Annotated in this window: 17 protein-coding genes; 3 read left to right on the top strand and 14 right to left on the bottom strand. The window is 40.6% G+C overall.

The window, feature by feature from the left end; translation table 11 throughout:
• Positions 1–41: 41 nt before the first annotated feature.
• The 4 genes from C1A05_RS01550 to C1A05_RS01535 all read right to left on the bottom strand — a co-directional run bounded on the left by C1A05_RS01550 (position 42) and on the right by C1A05_RS01535 (position 3,633).
• Positions 42–1,328 carry a UDP-N-acetylglucosamine 1-carboxyvinyltransferase gene (locus C1A05_RS01550; protein WP_102026409.1) on the bottom strand — a complete coding sequence of 429 codons (1,287 nt, stop codon included), beginning with the start codon at positions 1,326–1,328 and terminating at the stop codon, positions 42–44.
• 232 nt (positions 1,329–1,560) lie between these two features.
• Positions 1,561–2,199 carry a fructose-6-phosphate aldolase gene (fsa, locus tag C1A05_RS01545; RefSeq protein WP_102026710.1) on the bottom strand — a complete coding sequence of 213 codons (639 nt, stop codon included), beginning with the start codon at positions 2,197–2,199 and terminating at the stop codon, positions 1,561–1,563.
• Between the two features lie 66 nt (positions 2,200–2,265).
• Positions 2,266–3,120 carry a class II fructose-1,6-bisphosphate aldolase gene (fba, locus tag C1A05_RS01540; RefSeq protein WP_102026408.1) on the bottom strand — a complete coding sequence of 285 codons (855 nt, stop codon included), beginning with the start codon at positions 3,118–3,120 and terminating at the stop codon, positions 2,266–2,268.
• Positions 3,121–3,273: 153 nt separating this feature from the next.
• Entirely contained in the window at positions 3,274–3,633 is a 360-nt protein-coding gene (locus tag C1A05_RS01535) for a response regulator (protein WP_102026407.1), read from the bottom strand.
• A 224-nt stretch (positions 3,634–3,857) separates the two neighbouring features.
• Between C1A05_RS01535 and C1A05_RS01530 the strand changes: the two genes are divergently transcribed.
• Together C1A05_RS01530 and C1A05_RS01525 are read left to right on the top strand one after the other, a co-directional pair.
• Positions 3,858–4,394, top strand: a complete 537-nt coding sequence (locus C1A05_RS01530; protein ID WP_102026406.1) for a DUF2529 family protein — start codon at positions 3,858–3,860, stop codon at positions 4,392–4,394.
• A gap of 12 nt (positions 4,395–4,406) precedes the next feature.
• Positions 4,407–5,003: a methyl-accepting chemotaxis protein gene (locus C1A05_RS01525; protein WP_159461959.1), complete on the top strand. Its 597-nt coding sequence runs from the start codon at positions 4,407–4,409 to the stop codon at positions 5,001–5,003.
• Here the strand turns inward: C1A05_RS01525 and C1A05_RS01520 are convergent.
• The 10 genes from C1A05_RS01520 to C1A05_RS01475 form a co-directional block, all read right to left on the bottom strand.
• On the bottom strand, positions 4,927–6,531 hold the full coding sequence (locus C1A05_RS01520) for a CTP synthase (RefSeq protein ID WP_102026404.1): 1,605 nt from the start codon (positions 6,529–6,531) through the stop codon (positions 4,927–4,929). The genes C1A05_RS01525 and C1A05_RS01520 overlap by 77 nt on opposite strands.
• A 203-nt stretch (positions 6,532–6,734) precedes the next feature.
• The gene (gene rpoE, locus C1A05_RS01515; protein ID WP_102026403.1) at positions 6,735–7,283 is read right to left on the bottom strand and encodes a DNA-directed RNA polymerase subunit delta; all 549 of its coding nucleotides are present in this window, start codon (positions 7,281–7,283) and stop codon (positions 6,735–6,737) included.
• A 408-nt stretch (positions 7,284–7,691) separates the two neighbouring features.
• Positions 7,692–10,937, bottom strand: coding sequence for a fused isobutyryl-CoA mutase/GTPase IcmF (icmF, locus tag C1A05_RS01510; RefSeq protein WP_102026402.1), 3,246 nt, complete (start codon positions 10,935–10,937; stop codon positions 7,692–7,694).
• Between the two features lie 21 nt (positions 10,938–10,958).
• Entirely contained in the window at positions 10,959–11,567 is a 609-nt protein-coding gene (locus tag C1A05_RS01505) for a TetR/AcrR family transcriptional regulator (RefSeq protein WP_234998298.1), read from the bottom strand.
• Positions 11,561–12,508: a methylmalonyl Co-A mutase-associated GTPase MeaB gene (gene meaB, locus C1A05_RS01500; RefSeq protein ID WP_102026401.1), complete on the bottom strand. Its 948-nt coding sequence runs from the start codon at positions 12,506–12,508 to the stop codon at positions 11,561–11,563. Before meaB ends, C1A05_RS01505 begins: the two co-directional genes overlap by 7 nt.
• A 14-nt stretch (positions 12,509–12,522) precedes the next feature.
• Positions 12,523–13,665 carry an acyl-CoA dehydrogenase gene (locus C1A05_RS01495; RefSeq protein WP_102026400.1) on the bottom strand — a complete coding sequence of 381 codons (1,143 nt, stop codon included), beginning with the start codon at positions 13,663–13,665 and terminating at the stop codon, positions 12,523–12,525.
• Positions 13,666–13,681: 16 nt separating this feature from the next.
• Positions 13,682–14,818: an acyl-CoA dehydrogenase gene (locus C1A05_RS01490; protein ID WP_102026399.1), complete on the bottom strand. Its 1,137-nt coding sequence runs from the start codon at positions 14,816–14,818 to the stop codon at positions 13,682–13,684.
• 51 nt (positions 14,819–14,869) lie between these two features.
• A complete protein-coding gene (locus tag C1A05_RS01485; RefSeq protein ID WP_102026398.1) occupies positions 14,870–15,721 on the bottom strand; it encodes a 3-hydroxybutyryl-CoA dehydrogenase in 852 nt (283 codons plus the stop codon).
• A 450-nt stretch (positions 15,722–16,171) separates the two neighbouring features.
• Positions 16,172–17,350, bottom strand: a complete 1,179-nt coding sequence (locus tag C1A05_RS01480) for an acetyl-CoA C-acetyltransferase (RefSeq protein ID WP_102026397.1) — start codon at positions 17,348–17,350, stop codon at positions 16,172–16,174.
• A 169-nt stretch (positions 17,351–17,519) separates the two neighbouring features.
• Positions 17,520–19,661, bottom strand: a complete 2,142-nt coding sequence (locus C1A05_RS01475; RefSeq protein ID WP_102026396.1) for a heterodisulfide reductase-related iron-sulfur binding cluster — start codon at positions 19,659–19,661, stop codon at positions 17,520–17,522.
• A gap of 331 nt (positions 19,662–19,992) precedes the next feature.
• On the opposite strand from C1A05_RS01475, the gene cls reads away from it, so the two are divergent.
• Positions 19,993–21,192: a cardiolipin synthase gene (cls, locus tag C1A05_RS01470; RefSeq protein ID WP_102026395.1), complete on the top strand. Its 1,200-nt coding sequence runs from the start codon at positions 19,993–19,995 to the stop codon at positions 21,190–21,192.
• Positions 21,193–21,546: the final 354 nt, after the last annotated feature.

The following is a 21,546-nucleotide window of genomic DNA, read 5'->3' as shown; positions in this document are numbered from 1 at the left end:
TGAAGTTCATGAAGGCGTTTTCGTCTAAGGATTCGCTGTTGTTAGGAATTTTGAAATTGTTCTGCCTCTTCTTCGGTTAGTTCTTCTCTCCAGATATTCGCCCCTAACTCTTTTAGTTTGTCTGTTAGGTCTTCATATCCACGATCAATATGCTCTAAACCGATAATTTCGGTAACACCCTCTGCGATAAGTCCAGCCGCAACTAATGCTGCACCTGCACGTAAATCACTCGCTTTTACTTTTGCGCCCTCTAGCTTAACAGGGCCACTTACAAACGCAGAAGAGCCTTCCACTTTGATATTGGCATTCATTCTTCTAAGCTCATCCACATGCTTAAAACGAGCCTGATAAATGGTATCTGTTACAATTCCTGTACCTTCTGCTTGTGTTAGCAGTGAAGTAAATGGCTGCTGTAGGTCTGTCGGAAAGCCTGGGTAGACAAGTGTTTTAATATCCACGCTTGTGAGCTCACGGTTACCACGAACAATTAGTTGATCGTCCTTCGCTTCCACAACAACACCCATTTCGCGTAGCTTTGCAATCAGGGATTCTAAATGAAGTGGTATCACATTATCAATGAGTACCTCTTCCCCCTTTGCAGCTGCAATAATCGTATAGGTTCCTGCTTCAATACGATCTGGAATTATCGTATGCCTGCAACCACTTAGACGCTCCACTCCTTGAATGCGGATCACATCTGTACCAGCACCTTTTATTTTTGCTCCCATGCTAGTCAATAATGTCGCAACATCAATAATCTCTGGCTCTTTCGCTGCGTTTTCAATAATCGTCGTGCCCTCTGCTTTTACAGCAGCAAGCATAATATTAATGGTAGCACCTACACTAACCACATCTAAATAAATTCTTGCACCTGTTAATTTTTCAGCGCGTAAATAAACAGCACCTTGTTCATTGGTCACCTGTGCACCAAGTGCCTCAAATCCTTTAATATGTTGGTCAATCGGACGCGGACCTAAGTTACACCCTCCAGGAAGTCCAATTACTGCCTTCTTGAACCGGCCAAGCATAGCACCCATGAAATAATAAGAGGCTCTTAACTTTTTTACTTTTCCATTAGGAAGTGGCATCGATATCATTGAGGCTGGATCTACGGTAAGATCACTACCGTCTTGTGTCACTTTTCCGCCAATTTCTACAAGTAAATTTTTCAATATGGAGATGTCAGAAATGTTCGGAAGTCCTTCAATCGTAACTGGTGAATCTGCCAAAATGGTTGCTGGAATTAATGCAACCGCACTATTTTTTGCACCGCTAATACGAACCTTGCCCCGAAGTGTTCTGCCACCTTCTATCAATAATTTCTCCATTACGTAACTCTCCTCTTATTTAATGCAACTTAAAAGTTGTTTTTCATGTCCCGCCCTGTGTATCGTACAGTATATCTTTCGCACAAACTATTTTTTTCTGTCCGAATGAATGTGTCTAATTTTGTAAAAGGTAAGCATACCTGTTTGCTAAATTAGACCGTTTAACACTTTCTCCGACATTAAATGAAACGTTATTCATTATTCTTAACAAATTAACAGTTTTCATGCCTACTTACTTATTCCAATCTGCTAAAAACTTTTCAATTCCTTGATCGGTTAACGGATGCTTCACTAAACTTTTTAACACATTTAATGGTACTGTTGCAATATCTGCACCATTTAACGCTGCTTCTGTCACGTGCATTGGGTGACGAATAGAAGCTGCAATTATTTCAGTAGGGATATCATGTATCATAAAAATTTCTTTAATTTGAACGATTAAATCCAATCCATTATGACCGATATCATCCAATCGACCTAAAAATGGAGATACATACGTAGCCCCTGCACGAGCTGCTAAAAGCGCTTGGTTTGCGGAAAAAATAAGGGTAACATTCGTTTTAATCCCTTTATCACTCAATGCTTTTACCGCTTTCAATCCGTCCAAAGTCATTGGAACCTTAATCGTAATGTTCGGGTGAATGGCTGCTAGCTCTTCCGCTTCCTTTAACATGCCATCAACATCTAAGGAAATGACCTCCGCACTTACAGAACCATCCACTTCTTTAGTAATTTCCTTTAAGCGATCATGGAAAGATACATTTTTTTCCTTCGCAACAAGGCTTGGATTTGTTGTGACACCAGATAAAATTCCAAGTGCATTTGCTTCTTTAATTTCATCGATATTCGCTGTATCAATAAAAAACTTCACGATAATCCCTCCAATATATTTTGGGCCTGCCATTCGTCTTTTCGACAAACAACAGGCACCTTTTCGTTAAGCTTTATTTGAAGAACCAAATTCGCGCATTTTACCAATAACGGTTTCTTTAATCGCTTCTGTACCTGGGCCTAAGTATTTACGTGGATCATATAATTCAGGCTTTTCTTCTAGTACTTTACGCACCGCTTTTGTTTGAGAGATTTGATTTTCCGTATTTACGTTAATTTTTGCAGTACCTAAAGAAATGGCTTTTTGAATATCTTTCGTCGGAATACCTGTTCCACCATGTAATACGAGTGGTACCTTCACCTCGTTAAAGATCTCTTCCATTTCTTTAAATCCTAAATTAGGCTCTCCCTTATATGGACCGTGTACAGAACCGAGCGCTGGTGCAAGACAGTCCACGCCAGCTTCCGCAACTAGGCGTTTACATTCCTCTAAATCTGCATATTGGATTCCACCAATTACACCGTCTTCTTCTCCTCCAACGGTACCAACCTCTGCTTCGACAGATACACCGTGGATATGAGCTAACTCGACTACTTTTGAAGTTAATTCGATATTTTCATCAATTGGGGAGTGTGAAGCATCAATCATAACAGATGTAAATCCAGCATGAATTGCCTCGGCACACTTTTGAAAGCTAGAACCATGGTCTAAATGTATCGCAACTGGTACTGTTGTTTGATACGCTTCCATTAACGCCTTAACCATAGCAGTAACAACGTTAAAACCGCCCATGTATTTTCCTGCACCTTCAGAAACACCTAAAATAACAGGTGATTTTTCTTCCTCAGCTGCTTGAAGAATCGCTTGGATATACTCAAGGTTATTAATGTTAAATTGCCCTACAGCATAACCATTGTCCTTCGCAGTATTTAGCATTTCTTTCATGGATACTAATGGCATGAAGAAATCCTCCTTTTATTTACTATCCAACTTTGGATATAGCTTATATTATGTAATTCTTGTACTTTTATAGCATACCAAGACCATCCATTACGTGCAACAAAGACAAAAGGAAAATTTTTAAAGTTTCTTTAAAAATTCTCAAATACTTTTTTAACGGGCAAACCTTTTTGCTAAGGATAATACTTCTGTAACATCGAACGGCTTATGCAATATCTCTTTTATATTCGACAAGCTTAGATCCCCATCTAATTCATCCTTAGCATAACCGGTCATAAGTACTAAAGGAATGGATTTATCCTGATCGTATAGACGCTTTGCCAAATCAGCCCCATTCATGATTGGCATATTGTAGTCCACAAATAACAGGCTTGGACTCCATTCTAAACTCGCTTGCAATGCAGCTTGAGCTGTATCGAATTCTTTTACGTTGTAATCCTCTGTTTTTAATATTTCTTTCATAAGCAGTCGAATCCCAATTTGATCATCGACAACGAAAATTAATTTCCCCATAAGAACCCCCTAAACGTAAGATTAACCCCTTCCCACTTTACAATTTTCGCTAAAGCTCGCGAAACTCCTTCTTTCCTAAAGTCGTAATCAATAGGTAATTGGATGTATTTTATGAAACGCTACCATTACATTACCCTATTCTTCCAATGTGAAACATAGTAATCCCTTGTTTACCGCGCCCTTATCCGTTACACTAATTGTCGAAATGGAATGGAGGTAGTGAAATGCTTCAAGCGTTTACGACACATGTAATCAATCATTTTCATCAAATAAAAAATGAAGAAGGGCAACAGATCGAGGATGCCGCACGTATTCTATGCAATACGATTATAGGGGACGGACATATTTATTGGTATGGCACAAAGGAAATGCAAGCCTTTATAACAGAGGTTGTGGAGGGTGCCGAACCAATTCCAAAATCCAAATATTATCAAGATGATGTGGAGTTATCGATTTTAGATCGGTTAATCATTGTTACACCTTTTGCAGATAATAAAGAGGTAATCGATGTAGTGAAAAAAGCACAGGATCAAGGAACAGATGTCATTGTCATGTCTGCAGTAAAATCGGAAACCGACGCTTTAGTTGAGCTAGCAGATTTTCATATTGATACCAAATTAGTGGAGCCGTTGTTAGAAATCGGCGATGAGAAAATTGGCTTCCCATCTGTCTTGATGATGTTTTATGTGTATTATTGTTTGTATGTAAATGTGAAAGAAATTCTGGATGACTTTGATAGTCCGCTGCCGACGTTTGAGTGATGTAGGGTGGAATTGAATAGGGTGAGAGAGGAATTTCAGCAAGATAGTGGTATTTTTCAATATGTGGGATGGGGAATTCAGCAAGATGGACGTGGAATTCTTCAAGTTGGGCGCGGGATTCAGCAAGATGGACGTGGAATTCAACAAATTGCGCGCGGGATTCAGCAAGTGATGCGTGCAATTCAGCAAGTGATGCGCGGGATTCAGCAAGTAACGCGCGAGATTCAACAAGTGATGCGCAGAATTCATCAAGTGACGCGTGCAATTCAGCAAGAGATGCATAGAATTAAGCAAGTGACGCGCGGGAATCAACAAGTGACGCGCGCAATTCAGCAAGTGATGCATAGAATTCTTCAAGTTGGGCGCGGGATTCAGCAAGTGATGCGCCGGATTCAGCAAGTAGCGCGTGCAATTCATCAAGTGATGCGCAGAATTCAACAATTAGCGCTTGGGATTCAACAAAATGAACACAGAATCCAACAACTCAATCCATTAATCCAACAAGAAATGCCCGGGAATCCCGGGCATTTTCTTATTTCTCTCTATTTTCAACAGAATGGCCGACAAAATCACGGAAAAGTGCTTGTGGTTTTGTTGGTCTTGATTTGAATTCTGGGTGGAATTGACATGCTACAAACCATGGGTGGTCGGTTAATTCAATAATTTCTACTAATCGGCCATCTGGGCTTGTTCCAGAGAATACAAATCCTTCCGCTTCCATTGCTTGACGATATTCGTTGTTAAACTCGTAGCGATGACGATGACGCTCGTAAACAATTTCGTCTTGATATGCTGCGCGAGCTTTTGAACCTTCTACTAATTTACATGGGTAAACACCTAATCGTAAGGTTCCACCTAAATCATCTACATCTTTTTGCTCAGGCAATAGATCGATAATTGGATGCGTCGTTTCGGGATTAATTTCTGCAGAATGGGCATCTTTGTATCCTAGTACATTGCGGGCGAATTCCACAGATGCTAATTGCATACCTAGGCAAATTCCTAGGAATGGAATCTTGTTTTCACGCGCATATTGAGTCGTTACAATTTTCCCTTCAATACCGCGGTCACCGAATCCACCTGGAACGAGAATGCCATCCACTTTTCCTAGCAGTTCCCCAACATTATCTAAAGTCACATGTTCTGCATTGATCCACTTAATTTCAACATCTGCATCGAAGTGATATCCGGCATGCTTTAATGATTCCACTACCGAAATATACGCATCTTGCAATTCCACATACTTTCCAACAAGTGCTATCGTAACGGATTTTGATAAATTTTTAACTTTGTCTACTAAGGCATTCCACTCTACCAGGTTTGCTTTTTCACAAGTTAAGCCGAAATGATCACATGTTAGCTGATCCAATCCTTGCGCTTCTAATGCTAATGGTACTTCATATAAAACTTCTGCATCCCGCATCTCGATAACTGCTTTTTCATTAATATCGCAGAATAGCGCGATTTTTTCTTTCATTTCTTTACTAATTTCATTCTCTGTACGTAATACGATGGCGTCTGGTTGAATTCCTAATGATCGCAATTCCTTCACAGAATGCTGGGTTGGCTTTGTTTTCATTTCCCCTGCTGCTTTAATATAAGGGACAAGTGTACAGTGAATGTACATGACACTGTCTTTCCCGATGTCACTCTTAATTTGGCGAATCGCTTCTAGAAATGGTAAGGATTCAATATCCCCTACTGTACCGCCAATTTCAGTAATAACTACATCTGCATTTGTCGCTTTTCCAGCCTGGAATACACGATTTTTAATTTCATTTGTTATGTGAGGAATTACTTGAACCGTTGCACCTAAGTAGTCTCCGCGACGTTCCTTTTTAATGACAGAGGAATAAATTTTACCAGTTGTCACATTGCTATATTTATTTAAATTAATATCAATAAAACGCTCATAATGACCTAAGTCTAAGTCTGTTTCTGCACCATCCTCGGTAACAAAAACTTCCCCATGCTGGTATGGACTCATCGTACCTGGGTCAATATTGATATATGGATCAAACTTTTGAATGGTAACATTTAGTCCACGATTTTTCAAAAGTCTACCTAATGATGCCGCTGTAATCCCTTTTCCTAGTGATGATACTACCCCACCAGTTACAAAAATATACTTTGTCATTTTACTACCTCTCTTCCAACTCTTCCATTCTATAGGTTTTAGGATGACCACTGAGATGATTTAATATTATAAAAAGAAAACGTAGGAGCAAATAAGAAAAGCGCCCCCGATAGTATCGGGGACGCTTTTTGTTCACGAACTTTTTAAGAGCCCAAATAAAATTCTAACGATTGCTTCCTATAAAGTCAAGAAAGAAGAAAATATTATTTATCGGACTCCTCATCATCTTCTTCATCAAAGTCGAAATCCTCTTCCTCTTCATCGTCATCAAAATCTAGATCTTCATCATCATCATCATCGTCGATATCGTCGTCATCTAAATCATCATCAATATCATCGGCATCGATATCATCGTCTAAATCCTCGTCTAGATCTTCATCATCTAAATCGAAATCCTCTTCCTCTTCTTCAATTTCATCGAAGTCCTCTTCCACTTTCTTCTTCGCTTTTTTCTTTTTCTTTTTCGGAGCAGAATGGGTTAGTTCTTCTTCAACTGTATCTACAGGATACCAGCGTTTTAAGCCCCATAGATTTGATCCTAGTGTTACGAACCGGCCGTCAACATTTAGATCTGTATAAAATTGAGCAATATTTTCGTTCTTTTGTTCCTCGGTAAATCCTTTTTTCTCTGCAACCATATCATACAATTCATGAATATTAATTGCTTTTTTCTCTGCAAATAGGATTTCGGCAGCAATTTCTAACATAGACATTTCAGCAAGTTCTTCTTGGGTATAGTTTTCCAAGCTCACGACCAGCACTCCCTTTTTCTTTTCTTTACCATATTATGAAAAAAACTTTGGCCATCTGCAAGTTCTTCTACTAGATCAGCCTTCGTTTTCTTATAATGTAAGGTTTCCTTTTGCGTAAAGTATGTATAGAACTTACATCAGTGGGGGATTGGATTCCCCCACTGACCTAATTTTAGGTGCATGTACTGTATCTCCAATCGAGGGAGGTTAAGAGCATGACACCAAATTTAAATAATAAATCGTTCGCTTCATCCATCGACTCGTGAAAAACATATTCCTTCACTTAGCCAATCATACTATGAAAACGATTAAAATCCTTAGTTATTATAAACAAATTCTAGATTCTTTAGCCTATCAAACATTATATACAAAAAAGTATCATTTATGCTAGAGAGAAGTCAAACTTCGCTACATATTTCTACGATATTGTCCGCCAACTTCATATAATGCACTCGTAATTTGTCCGAGGCTTGCCACTTTTACCGTTTCCATTAGTTCCTCAAAAATGTTGCCACCACTTGCTGCCACTTCCTTTAGACGACGTAATGCTGGTTCCGCTTGTGCCTTATGCTTCGCTTGGAATGCCCGAAGGTTTAGGATTTGCTGGTCTTTTTCTTCCTTCGACGCTCGTGCTAATTCCATTGAGTCGATTTCTTCCTCTGATGGTGGATTCGGATTAATATACGTGTTCACCCCAACAATCGGAAGCTCCCCAGAGTGCTTTTTCCCTTCGTAATAGAGGGATTCCTCTTGAATTTTTCCACGTTGGTATTGACGCTCCATTGCACCAAGTACACCACCACGGTCGTTAATTCGCTCAAACTCTTGTAAAACAGCCTCTTCTACCATATCGGTTAACACGTCCACAATAAATGAGCCTTGTAGGGAGTTTTCGTTTTTCGTTAGGCCGAACTCTTTGTTAACAATCATTTGAATCGCCATTGCCCGACGTACCGATTCCTCAGTCGGAGTGGTAATGGCCTCATCATATGCGTTGGTATGCAGAGAATTACAGTTATCTTGAATCGCGATCAGCGCTTGTAAAGTGGTACGAATATCATTGAAATCAATCTCTTGCGCATGGAGAGAACGGCCAGAGGTTTGAATATGATATTTCAATTTTTGACTACGCTCATCCGCTCCATATTTATCGCGCATGACAATCGCCCAAATTCGCCGTGCCACCCGGCCAATCACTGTATATTCCGGGTCCAGTCCGTTTGAGAAGAAGAAGGATAGGTTTGGAGCAAATTTGTTGATGTCCATTCCTCTACTTAAATAATATTCTACATACGTAAAACCATTTGCTAATGTAAAGGCTAGCTGAGAAATTGGATTAGCTCCAGCTTCCGCAATATGATAACCAGAAATGGAAACGGAATAATAGTTTCGCACGTTATGGTCGATAAAATATTGCTGAATGTCGCCCATCATACGCAGCGCAAATTCTGTTGAGAAAATACACGTATTTTGCCCTTGGTCCTCTTTTAAAATATCGGCCTGAACCGTTCCTCGAACAACCTCTAATGTTTCCTTTTTAAGTTGTCTGAATTCCTCCTCTGCTGGAGAACGACCATGCTGCTTGGTGAACTTTTCCACCTGTTGATCAATCGCTGTGTTAAAATACATGGCTAGAATGATTGGTGCTGGTCCATTGATTGTCATGGAAACCGATGTTAAAGGGTCACACAAATCAAATCCGGCATACAATTTCTTCATATCATCCAACGTACAAACATTTACACCACTTTCTCCAACCTTTCCATAAATGTCTGGTCGCTCATCTGGGTCTTCCCCGTAAAGTGTCACCGAATCAAAGGCGGTACTTAATCGCTTCGCCTCCGAATCCTTCGACAAGTAATGGAAGCGTCGGTTTGTACGCTCTGGAGTACCTTCACCAGCAAATTGACGGGTCGGGTCTTCTCCCTTTCGCTTAAACGGAAATACCCCTGCTGTAAATGGAAAAGCGCCCGGGACATTTTCTTTTAGTATCCAAACGAGACGATCGCCCCAATCCCGGTAATTCGGTAACGCTACCTTTGGAATTTTTAATCCGGATAAGCTTTCCGTTTTCAACTCCATCGTAATTTCTTTATTCCGCACTTGGAATGTAAACTGATCCTGGTTGTATTGTTCCTTTAATTTATCCCAGTTTTCTAGTTTTTCCCGATTCTCTGGTGTAAGCTTCTTCTCATAGGAAGCGATCACCTTTTCCAATTCAGCTCGAAGGTCTTCCGCTTCCACTTCCGAAAGCGTTCCTTTTAATTGGTATAGCTTTCTTGCGATTTCACCTTGCTCCTCTGCCTTAGTATGATAACCTGTTACCATTCGAACAATATCTCGCAAATACTGTTTCCGTTCGTTTGGAATAATCAAATTTTGCTTTTCTACTATAGATGTTTTCTTGAAGGTCGTTGTCACGTTCCATCCATACGCTTCGTTCAATTTATCAATAATTGCAGCAAATAAAGTGTTTGTACCAGGGTCATTAAATTGACTTGCAATCGTTCCATATACAGGCATATTGTTTGGGTCTTCATGGAAGCGCATATGGCTCCGTTGATATTGCTTCTTCACCTGACGCATCGCATCTTCAGAACCCTTTTGCTCAAACTTATTAATAACAATAAAGTCAGCAAAATCGATCATATCAATTTTTTCTAGCTGGGTTGGTGCTCCGAATTCACTTGTCATCACATACATGGACATGTCTGTTATATCCGTAATCGCCGCATCGCCTTGACCAATTCCACTCGTTTCGACAATGATAAAATCAAATTCTGCTGCCTTTACTACATCAATTGCTTCTTTAATTGCTTTTGACAATTCTGAGTGGGAATCACGGGTTGCTAGGGAGCGCATATATACACGATTATTAAAAATAGCATTCATCCGAATGCGATCCCCGAGTAATGCTCCGCCTGTTTTTCGTTTCGTCGGATCAATGGATAATATCGCAATCCTTTTATCTTCCACTTCATTTAAGAAACGACGAATAAGCTCATCGGTTAACGAGCTTTTTCCTGCACCACCTGTTCCGGTAATACCCATGACAGGAATGTTTTTCTTTCCTTCTTCTACTACCTGCTCCAAAATGGTTGCAGCCGTCTTTTCCCGATAAAAATGAGCATTCTCGACATAGGTGATAAATCTAGCAACTGCTTTGATATCCCCTTGTCGCAATTGCTCGTAATCCTTTTCCAAATCAATAGGGGTCAAGAAGTCACATTCTTCAAGCATTTGGTTGATCATACCTTGGAGACCATGCTGTCGACCGTCCTCTGGCGAAAAAATTCGGGCAACTCCGTATTGGTGAAGCTCTTTAATCTCTCGTGGAATAATAACTCCACCACCACCGCCATATACCCGGATATGACCTGCTCCTCTTTCCTTTAACAAATCCACCATATATTTAAAATATTCTACATGGCCACCTTGATAGGAGGATATGGCAATTCCTTGCACATCTTCCTGGATAGCTGCATTTACAACCTCTTCAACTGAACGATTGTGACCTAAGTGAATCACCTCTGCACCACTTGCTTGAATGATGCGACGCATAATATTAATCGATGCATCATGACCATCGAACAAGCTGGAGGCCGTTACAAAGCGAACTGGGTTTTTCGGTCTATATATTTGTACTTCTCCCATGTTACTCCCTTCCCTTCTAAGTTATAGATGTAATGACTGAAGCAAATATTGAATTTGCTTCTCGCTATACTCTTCAATCGTAAATTCTTTCTGGAGCATCCATCTTCGAAAACTCCACATTTGGCCTAACACAAAAATATTATTGGCGATCAGTGTCACATCCTTCTTTGGTACTTCGTTAGACAGGCTATTGTCAATCACCATTTCTAGCATGTGCACCATTTCTCTTTCCTTTTGCAAAACATAGTCTTGTGCGTCCTTCGGTAATGATTTCACTTCTTGATACATAACGACAATTTCATCCTGCATGTCATCAATGAGGTGAAAATAGGAGTGGATGGCTTCCTTCACTTTGGCAATTCCTTCCCGTTTTGTTTGAAAAACGGTTTCCATCCGCTCTTTTACTTGCTCGTAAATCGAGTCACATACTAGAAAAAGGACGTCTTCCTTCGTTCGAATATATTCATAGAGGGTTCCAATACTAAAACCAGATGCCCGGGCAATTTCCCGAGTCGTCGTACGATGAAACCCTTTTTCTTTAAATAGGGTTACCGCTCCTTTTACCATCTGATTTCGTCTAATTTCAATGAGCTGTTGATCTTTAATAGAGGATTTTACATTTTTCACGATTCCGGCTCACCCCTTCCCTTTTTCCAATCTGCTAGCCACTCCCTTGCTAACTGATACGGGTCTGTTATATGTTCAAGGGCTACTCTTTTCGTTTCATCCTGTGTAATAAATGTATGGACTTCCTTCCACAACGCTTCACGGATCAGTTCAAAAACCTCGAAGGTGAGCTGTTCATTACGTTTTTGCTTGCCATAATCGGTCTCATATAAAAAGTGTTTGTGTGCCACACATTTTTCCCACAGTTGATCGATTCCTTTATTTTCCGTGGAGATGGTTTCCACAATGGGAGGCTTCCAGCTTTTTGAATCGACAATGTGAAGAAATTCCCTAAGCTGGGTTTTCAGCTTTCGAACACCGTCTAAATCTGCTTTATTAATAACAAAGAGGTCGGCAATTTCCATAATGCCTGCTTTAAATATTTGGAGGACATCCCCACTGTTCGGTGTTAACACAACAGCGGTTGTATCTACTACTTTCATAATGTCTAGTTCAGATTGACCTACACCAACTGTTTCGACGATCACCACATCGAAACCAAATGCATCGCACACTCGAATCGCATCTTTTGTAGAGCGTGCTAGCCCACCTAGACTTCCTCTTGTTGCCATACTCCGAATAAATACACCGGGGTCGGTAAAATGACTATGCATGCGAAACCGATCCCCTAATAACGCACCACCACTGAACGGACTCGTTGGGTCAACTGCAATTACCGCAACGGTTAAATTTTGATTTCGCAAATGACGAATCATTCGGTCCACGAGTGAGCTTTTGCCCGCTCCAGGACTACCCGTAATTCCGATATAATAGGCTTTCTGGTTCATCGAAGCGATATCACTTAGAAGCTCTAATTTATCTGGGCTGTCGTTTTCCACAACCGAAATGGCTCGAGCAAGCGCTCGCTCATCTTTATTTTGAATCCGTTCAGCAAGTGTGTGCATGTAAACCGCCCCTTCTATTCTTTCGTAAGCATTCGACCAATTACGATACGTTGTACTTCCTGCGTTCCTTCGTAGATTTGGGTAATCTTGGCATCACGCATATATCGTTCTACTGGATAATCCTTCGTATAGCCATATCCACCGAAGACTTGAACTGCTTCTACTGTAGTTTTCATCGCCGTATCTCCAGCAAACAATTTTGCCATTGCCGATGCTTTTGCATATGGTAGACCTTCTGATTCTAAATAAGCAGCTTGATAGGTTAATAGTCGAGATGCCTCTACTTCTGTAGCCATATCTGCTAATTTAAAGGATATTCCTTGATTATGCGCAATGGGCTTTCCAAACTGCTCCCTTTCTTTTGCGTATGCAACAGCCGCATCAAGGGCCCCTTGTGCAATTCCAACTGCTTGAGCAGCAATTCCATTACGACCACCATCTAAGGTCATCATGGCAATGGTAAAGCCTTCTCCTTCTGCTCCTAGTCTATTTTCTTTCGGTACTTTACAATTTTCAAAGATTAGCTCTGTTGTTGGAGAGGAGCGAATTCCTAATTTCTTTTCCTTTTTACCGAAGCTAAATCCTTCCGTTCCTTTTTCTACAATAAAGGCAGTAATTCCTTTATGGCGTGCGTCTTGATCTGTTTTGGCAAACACAACGTAAGTGTCCGCAACTCCTCCGTTTGTAATCCAAACCTTATTTCCATTTAAAATATAATGATCACCGTCTTCCTTTGCTGTTGTTCGCATGGAAGCAACGTCACTACCAGCACCTGGTTCGGACAATGCATATGCACCTAGTTTTTCTCCTTGGGCAAGGGGCTTGAGAAATTTTTGCTTCTGTTCTTCCGTTCCGAATTTGTAAATAGGCCAGCTTGCTAACGAAATATGCGCAGAGAGGGTTACACCAGTTGATGCACAAACTCGGGATAGCTCTTCCACCGCAATACAGTAGCTCACAAAGTCTGCCCCAATGCCACCATACTCTTCAGGCCATGGTATTCCGGTTAAACCTAGCTCTGCCATTTTGTCGAATATCTCACGGTCAAAACGCTCCTCTTCATCACGCTCGGCAGCAGTTGGCTCTACCTCTTTTTTCGCAAAGCTTCGAACCATTGCTCTTAACATTTCTTGTTCTTCTGTTAGTTGAAAGTTCATGTTCTTTTCCCCCTTATTAAAATAGATGTTTGCTTATGACAAGATGCTGAATTTCATTTGTTCCTTCGTATATTTCGGTAATCTTGGCATCACGGAATAGGCGTTCAAGGGGATATTCCTTTGTATAGCCATACCCCCCATGAATTTGCACTGCCTCTATTGCCGCCTTCCTTGCAGTTTTGGATGCAAACATTTTCGCCATGGCTGCCTCTTTCCCACAAGGAAGATCTAACTCTTTTAAATGTGCAGCATGATAGATTAATAGCTTTGCTGCTTCGACCTCTGTTGCCATATCGGCAAGCTTAAAGGATACGCCTTGATGATGTGCAATCGGTTTTCCGAACTGTTGGCGCTCTTTTGCATATTCCGTGGCATGAAGGAGTGCAGCTTCACCGATTCCTAATGCCTGTGCAGCAATACCAATTCGACCTACATCGAGATTGGCCATCGCAATCTTGAATCCCTCTCCCTCTTCACCAAGAAGCTGTGACTCGTGTACTTTGCAGTTTTCAAATGTTAACGATACGGTAGAGGAACCGTGCAATCCCATTTTTGCTTCATTTTTTCCAATGTGGAGTCCTTCTGTCCCTTTTTCCACAATAAAAGCGGATATACCTTTATCCTTTTTCGTGGGATCGGTTTTTGCAAACACCACAAACGTATCCGCAACTGCACCATTGGTAATAAATATTTTCGACCCATTTAAAATGTAATGGTCCCCTTGCTTTACTGCTCTTGTTTTTAAGCTAGCTGCATCCGAGCCAGCACTTGGTTCTGTTAATGCAAAGGCACCAATATACTGTCCAGAAGCAAGCTTCGGAATGTAGGCTTGTTTTTGTGCCTCTGTTCCAAAATATAAAATGGGATTTGTCCCTACCGAAGTATGAACCGCCAGAATGACACTTACTGCAGCACTTACCCTGGCAATTTCATTAATGGCAAGAATATAGGAAGTGAAATCCATTCCTGCTCCACCATATGCCTCCGGGATTGGTATTCCCATTAAACCAAGCTCTCCCATTTTAGGAATAAGCTCGATTGGAAATTCCTCCTTCTCCTCCATTTGGGAGACAACTGGGGCGATTTCCTTTTCCGCAAATTCTCGTACCATTTTTTGCATCATGATCTGTTCTTCTGTAAAAGTCAGCTTCATGAAGTCACCTCCATTCTGTATGGGACATGAACAGGCTATATATTCATGTCTCTATTCGTAGACGTAAAATCCTCGCCCTGCCTTTTTCCCTAACCAGCCGGCTTTTACATACTTTCTTAATAGTGGGCATGGACGGTATTTGCTATCGCCAAAGCCTTCATATAGGACTTCCATAATGTATAAGCACGTATCAAGACCAATAAAATCGGCTAACGTCAGTGGTCCCATTGGATGGTTCATGCCTAGCTTCATGACCTCATCTACCGCTTCAGGTGTTGCCACTCCCTCATAAACGGAATAAATGGCCTCGTTTATCATTGGCATCAATACTCGATTGGATACAAAACCAGGAAAATCATTTACCTCAACCGGTGTTTTTTGTAATCTCTTTGTTGTATCCTTGATTGCTTGATAGGTTTCATCGCTTGTCGCCAATCCTCGAATAATTTCGACGAGCTTCATGACTGGAACTGGATTCATAAAATGCATTCCAATTACTTTTTCTGGGCGCTTTGTCACTGCAGCGATTTCCGTAATAGGTAATGAAGAAGTATTGGATGCAAGGATTGCTTCTGGCTTTGTAATGTCATCCAGTTGTTTGAACACTTTCGTTTTAATGTCCATATTTTCAATAACTGCTTCAATTACGAGATCACAGTCTTTTGCATCTTCGATTGATGTTGTAGTGGTGAGTCTGTTCATGGTGCCCGTTTTCTCTTGTTCGGTGATACGTCCCTTTTGTACAGAGCGATTGAGGTTTTTTTCAATGATGTGTATTCCATTTTGCAGCGATTCTTCAGATATATCGTTCAATAATACATGGAATTGGCTTTGGGCAAATACTTGAGCAATTCCTGAGCCCATTTGTCCTGCGCCGATTACCATAACATTCTTTATATTCATTCGTGGACCTCCTTTAGGCTGTTTATAGTATGGTGCGGTGAAGTAAGACTTTGCTGTTGATTAATGAATTTTTAGGCATTTAGATAATCGAGTGCTTTTACTCGTCGATAGGAGAGCCTTACTCGTCAAGGAGCATTTTATACTCTTCTGTTTCAGCGTTTTATTCGGCTAAAATGCTAATACTCGCTTAAACAGTGTTATTACTCTTTTAAGGGTGCTTTTACTCGTCTAAACAAGCTCTTTACTCGTCAGTCCGAAATTTACTCGTCACGTGAACCAAAATACTCGTCTAAATGGATAAATATATTCGTCATTCCAATAAAATACTCGTCACAAAACAATCGCAATTTTGCTCACTCTTTCATTTAGCACTTTTATTCGCCTAAATTACTATTTTACTCGTCTAATATACGAGGACCGAACCACAAGAACTGTCCCCTGGCTCCCTAATCAAACCTCTACTAGCACCGCATCCCCCTGGCCACCACCAGAGCAAATAGCGGCAATTCCAAGTCCGCCACCACGACGCTTTAATTCATAGATTAAGGTTAATAGAATACGAGCCCCACTTGCCCCAATTGGATGCCCTAGCGCAACAGCCCCACCGTTCACATTGATCTTATTTGGATCAACATTTGCAATTTTTCCGCTCGCAAGTGTTACAGCTGCGAAGGCTTCGTTAATTTCAAATAAATCAATGTCTTCTATGGATTTCCCTGCTTTTTCTAATAAGGCATTGATTACTAAGCCCGGAGTTTGCGGGAAATTTTCAGGTTCAATCGCGATTTCGTCATGGGCTAAAATGGTTGCAAGTGGAGTTAATCCTTCCTTCTGTGCCCGCTCATCAGACATTAATAGCATGGCACAAGCCCCATCATTCACACCTGGTGCATTTCCTGCTGTTATCGTTCCATCTTTATCAAATGCAGGTCGCAGCTTGCTTAATTTTTCTACAGATGTATCCTTCCTTGGCGCCTCATCCTGATTTACCACAATCGGCTCACCCTTACGCTGTGGGATTTCCACTGGAATGATTTCTTCTGCAAAGATTCCTTCCTCTATTGCCTTTGTAGCTAATTGATGACTACGATAAGCCCATTCATCCTGTGCCTCGCGCGTTAATCCATACTCTTCCGCTGTTTTGTTGCCGTAGTTCCCCATATGCACTCCATTAAAGCTACAAGTTAGGCCGTCATGAATCATTAAATCCAATACCTTTTGATGCCCCATGCGCATCCCAGCACGAGCAGTTGGCAAAACGTATGGAGCATTGCTCATGCTTTCCATCCCACCAGCAACAATGACCTCCTCTTCGCCTAAGCGGATAATTTGATCCGCTAATGTAACACTACGAAGTCCAGATGCACATACTTTGTTAATCGTTTCCGTTTTCGTTGCCCAAGGAATTCCAGCATGATGCGCAGCTTGGCGTGAAGGAATCTGACCCTGTCCTCCTTGTAGCACCGTCCCCATAATTACTTCGTCTACTTTTTCTGGATCAAATTGAGCTCTTTCCATTGTACCTTTAATCGCAATTCCTCCAAGCTCCGGTGCGGTTAAAGAGCTTAGTGCTCCACCTAATTTTCCAAAGGGTGTACGTGAACCAGAAACAACAACTGTTTTTACCATGTAACTTCCTCCCTAATATTTCTTTTTGATAACGCTTACAAATTTTGTCGTATACTGTCGGTCTAGGATGGTCTGCAAGCGTCTATTACAATTCGATTGAACGCTCGCTCAACAAAAAAATGAAAGGAAAGCGCAAAGATATTCTTTGCACTTTTCCATATTTCTACATTTACGCTGTTTGTTCCTCTTTTTCTTCGCCAAAAATTGATTTTGCTAAAATTTCTGCTACATCCATTGTACTTACTTCGTCTTCTACTTCTTTTGCCTTTGTTCCATCACTAAGCATTGTCAAACAGAATGGACATGCACTTGAGATCATCGTTGGGTTAACCGCTAAAGCTTGCTCGGTACGGGATACATTAATGCGGTTTCCAGTTGTCTCCTCCGACCACATTAGGCCGCCACCAGCACCACAGCACATTCCATTTTCTCGACTACGCTCCATCTCGACAACGGTTACCCCCGGAATGGACTTCAGTACATCCCTCGGCTGGTCATAAACCCCATTGTAACGGCCAAGGTAGCAGGAATCGTGGTACGTAATACGTTCCTTAACTTCATGCTCTGGTGTTAGTTTTCCTTCTTCTACAAGCTGTGCCAATAGCTCCGTATGATGGTAAACTTCTGCCTCCAGACCAAAGTCAGGATATTCATTTTTGAAAATATTATATGCATGTGGATCTGTCGTTACGATTTTCTTTACTTCGTTTTTCTCAAATTCTTTAATGTTTTTCTCTGCTAGCTCTTGGAATAAAAACTCATTACCAAGACGACGGGCAGTATCCCCAGAGTTCCGTTCTTTATTACCAAGGATTGCAAACTTCACACCAGCTTTGTTTAATAAACGAGCAAAGTCTAAAGCAATCTTTTGACTGCGGTTATCATAAGAGCCCATAGATCCTACCCAGAAAAGATACTCGAAATCTTCTCCTTCCTTCTTAAGCTCCTTCACAGTAGGAACGTGAACAGACTCATTAAGCCCACGCCAGTTTTCACGCTCTTTCTTAGAAAGCCCCCAAGGGTTTCCTTGACGCTCAATGTTCATAATCGCACGCTGCGCATCCTGGTTCATTTTCCCTTCTGTTAGAACTAAGTAGCGACGAAGATCAATGATTTTATCAACGTGCTCATTCATTACAGGACATTGGTCTTCACAGTTACGACAAGTCGTACAAGCCCAAACCTCTTCTTCTGTAATCACATCACCAATAAGGCTAGTGGATTGAATTGCTTCTATACTTGCTGCCGCTTCATCAAAACCAGTTTGACCACTTTGCGCCATTTTCGCTAATTGGTTCCCCGCCGTATTGGCAAAGGCATAGGTTGGAACCCATGGCGCTTTACCTGTAACTGCTGCCCCTTTAGCGGTTAAATGATCCCGTAGTTTCACAATTAAATCCATCGGCGATAACATTTTACCTGTGCCTGTTGCAGGGCAGACATTCGTACAACGTCCACATTCTACACAAGCGTAAAAATCAATCATTTGTAATTGGTCAAAGTCCTCTATTTTCCCAACACCGAAGGAAACCTCTTCTTCCTCTGCTTCCTCATCTACATTAAAATCAATTTTCTTCAATTTACCTGGGCTAACGTTTCTGCTTAAAAAAACATTAATTGGTGCTGCAATTAAGTGCGCATGCTTGGACTGTGGTACATAAACTAAGAAGGATAGTAATGCGAGTAAGTGAATCCACCAAGCAACAAAGAACACTACTGCAGCTGCTGTTGGGCTCATCCAACCAAATAACGCGGCAATACCGGATGCAACAGGCTCTGTCCATGTCGCTTCATGCCCATGCCAGATAATTGCCATACCATTACCAAGTAATACCGAAAGCATTAGCGTGCCGATAAAGATTAGGACAAGACCAGCTTTAAATCCACGCTTTAATCGCACAAGCTTTTCAATATAGCGACGATAAAAGGCCCATATTACGGCAACTAAAATAGTTAATGTAACAATTTCTTGGAAGAAGGTAAAACCAGGATAAAAGACTCCAAGTGGCAAATGGGAATCCGTTGCTAATCCCTTCCAAATAAAATCGATTGCACCAAACTGAACTAGGATAAATCCATAAAACATCATGACGTGTATGGCACCTGACTTTTTATCCTTTAACAGCTTTTTCTGACCGAAAACATTGACCCATACTTTCTTCAAGCCATCTTTAACATCTCCATCAAATTCTGCTTTGCGACCTAACTTTATATAGGCTACCCTTGTGAAGATGACTTTTAGGAACAGCGTCAAAGCGTAAACGGTTACAAGTAAAAATAAAATCCAGTTTATTATGGCTAATGTCTCCATCCTTTGCCCCCCATTTCATTTGCTAAGTCTTGTTGTAACCTCAAAATAGCCTGGCTACATTTAGCTAAAACATATGTTTAAAAAATTCTGTTAACTAATTGTATATAACCATACTTTAAAATATGAATGAGCATTCAGTCAATAGTTTTCTTCATTTTATTTCTATTTAACTACTAAAGAAGGATGATATAAGATTTCTGTTGTTCTTACTCAAAATGCTTACGACAAGCAAATTTTTCCTTACTCTGCTATTTTAAAAGAAGGATACAACTTACTTATGTTTACTCCCCTAGCATTCGGTGAATAATAGGGCGAGAAAGGAGCAATCAACTTGATCTGGATCTTCATCATCTTGGCTATTCCTATTGTTGTTGGAATTCTTTCCTTTTTTCTTTATTTAGATTTTTATTTCGGTAGACGCCATCATGAGAAACATATGGACAATACGATCTATCCAATAACGACAGGGGATTATCAGTTCTATCAACTTGGTAGTACATTGTTCAATGATATGATGCAGGATATAAAAAATGCAAAGCACGAAATTCTTGTTGAGTTTTTTATCATTAAAAATGATGATTTTAGCAACAAACTACTGGACCTCTTACAAGAAAAGGCAAGAGAAGGTATAATCGTCCGCATCTTGCTGGATCGTGTAGGCGGGTTTCGTTTTACGTATAAAAAGCGCTCGATATTAAAAAAAGCCGGCATTCACTTCGCATTTAGTGAAAAACCAGGATTTCCTTATCTTTTTTATCGATTAAATCGACGAAATCATCGAAAAATCACGGTAATGGATGGGAAAATTGCATATGTTGGTGGCTTTAACATTGGTGATGAATATTTAGGGAAAAAGGTGAAGTTTAGCAACTGGCGAGATTATCATTTGCGATTGACAGGGCAGATTACACAGGATATCCAAGCCCTTTTTCAAAAGGATTGGGAGCGCGCGAAAGATAAAATAACGGTTTATCATGCAGATCTCTCTCCTAAAAGCAAAGAAGTACAATCCATAGCTACAGATGGGTTTGGCCTTGAAGAAATATTTATACAGTTTATTAATTCTGCGGAAAAGGAAATTTTAATTGGTTCTCCATATTTCATTCCAACCAAATCCTTGCTACACGCATTACATAGAGCAATCGAAAGAGGTGTGAGCGTTAAATTATTGGTTCCGATGAAGGCCGATCATCCTTTCGTGAAAGAAGGTGGCATTCCTTTTCTCTTTAAAATGAAAGAATACGGAGCAGAGGTAAAGCTATTTGATCAAGGGTTTTATCACGGGAAGCTGTTTTTATTAGACCATAAAATATGTGATATTGGTACAGCAAATTTTGACTATCGGAGCTTTTATTGGAATAAGGAAATCAATATTATCCTCTATGACAAATCGTTTATTGAAGAAGTACGCACTGCTTATTTAAAAGATTTCCAAGAGAGTATTGATGTAAATGAACAATGGTATAACCAATTAAACTGGTGGACAAAAATGAAAATGGGAATCGCACGTGTATTACGACCGTTTCTATAGGTGTTTTATGGAATAAAGGTAGAATTCTACGCTCATCTTGTTGATTTCACTCAGCATCTTGTGGAATTCTACGCTCATCTTGTTGATTTCGCTCAGTATCTTGCTGAATTACGAGCTCATCTTGCTGATTTCTCTGAGCATCTTATTGAATTTCACGCTCATCTTGCCGTTTTCGCTCTGCACCTTATTGAATTACGCGCTTATCTTGCCGTTTTCGCTCACATCTTATTGAATTACGCACTCATCTTGTCGATTTCTCCCAACATCTTGTTGAATTACGCACTCATCTTGTCGATTTCTCACACCAACCTAATGAATTCCACCCATATCTTGTCGATTTCGCTCTGCATCTTG

Origin of the sequence: Salirhabdus sp. Marseille-P4669, from assembly GCF_900240405.1 — a bacterium.
Classification (GTDB): domain Bacteria; phylum Bacillota; class Bacilli; order Bacillales; family Alkalibacillaceae; genus OEQK01.
The sequence above is the reverse complement of the archived record's forward strand: the minus strand, read 5'-3'. Positions and strand labels throughout refer to the sequence as shown.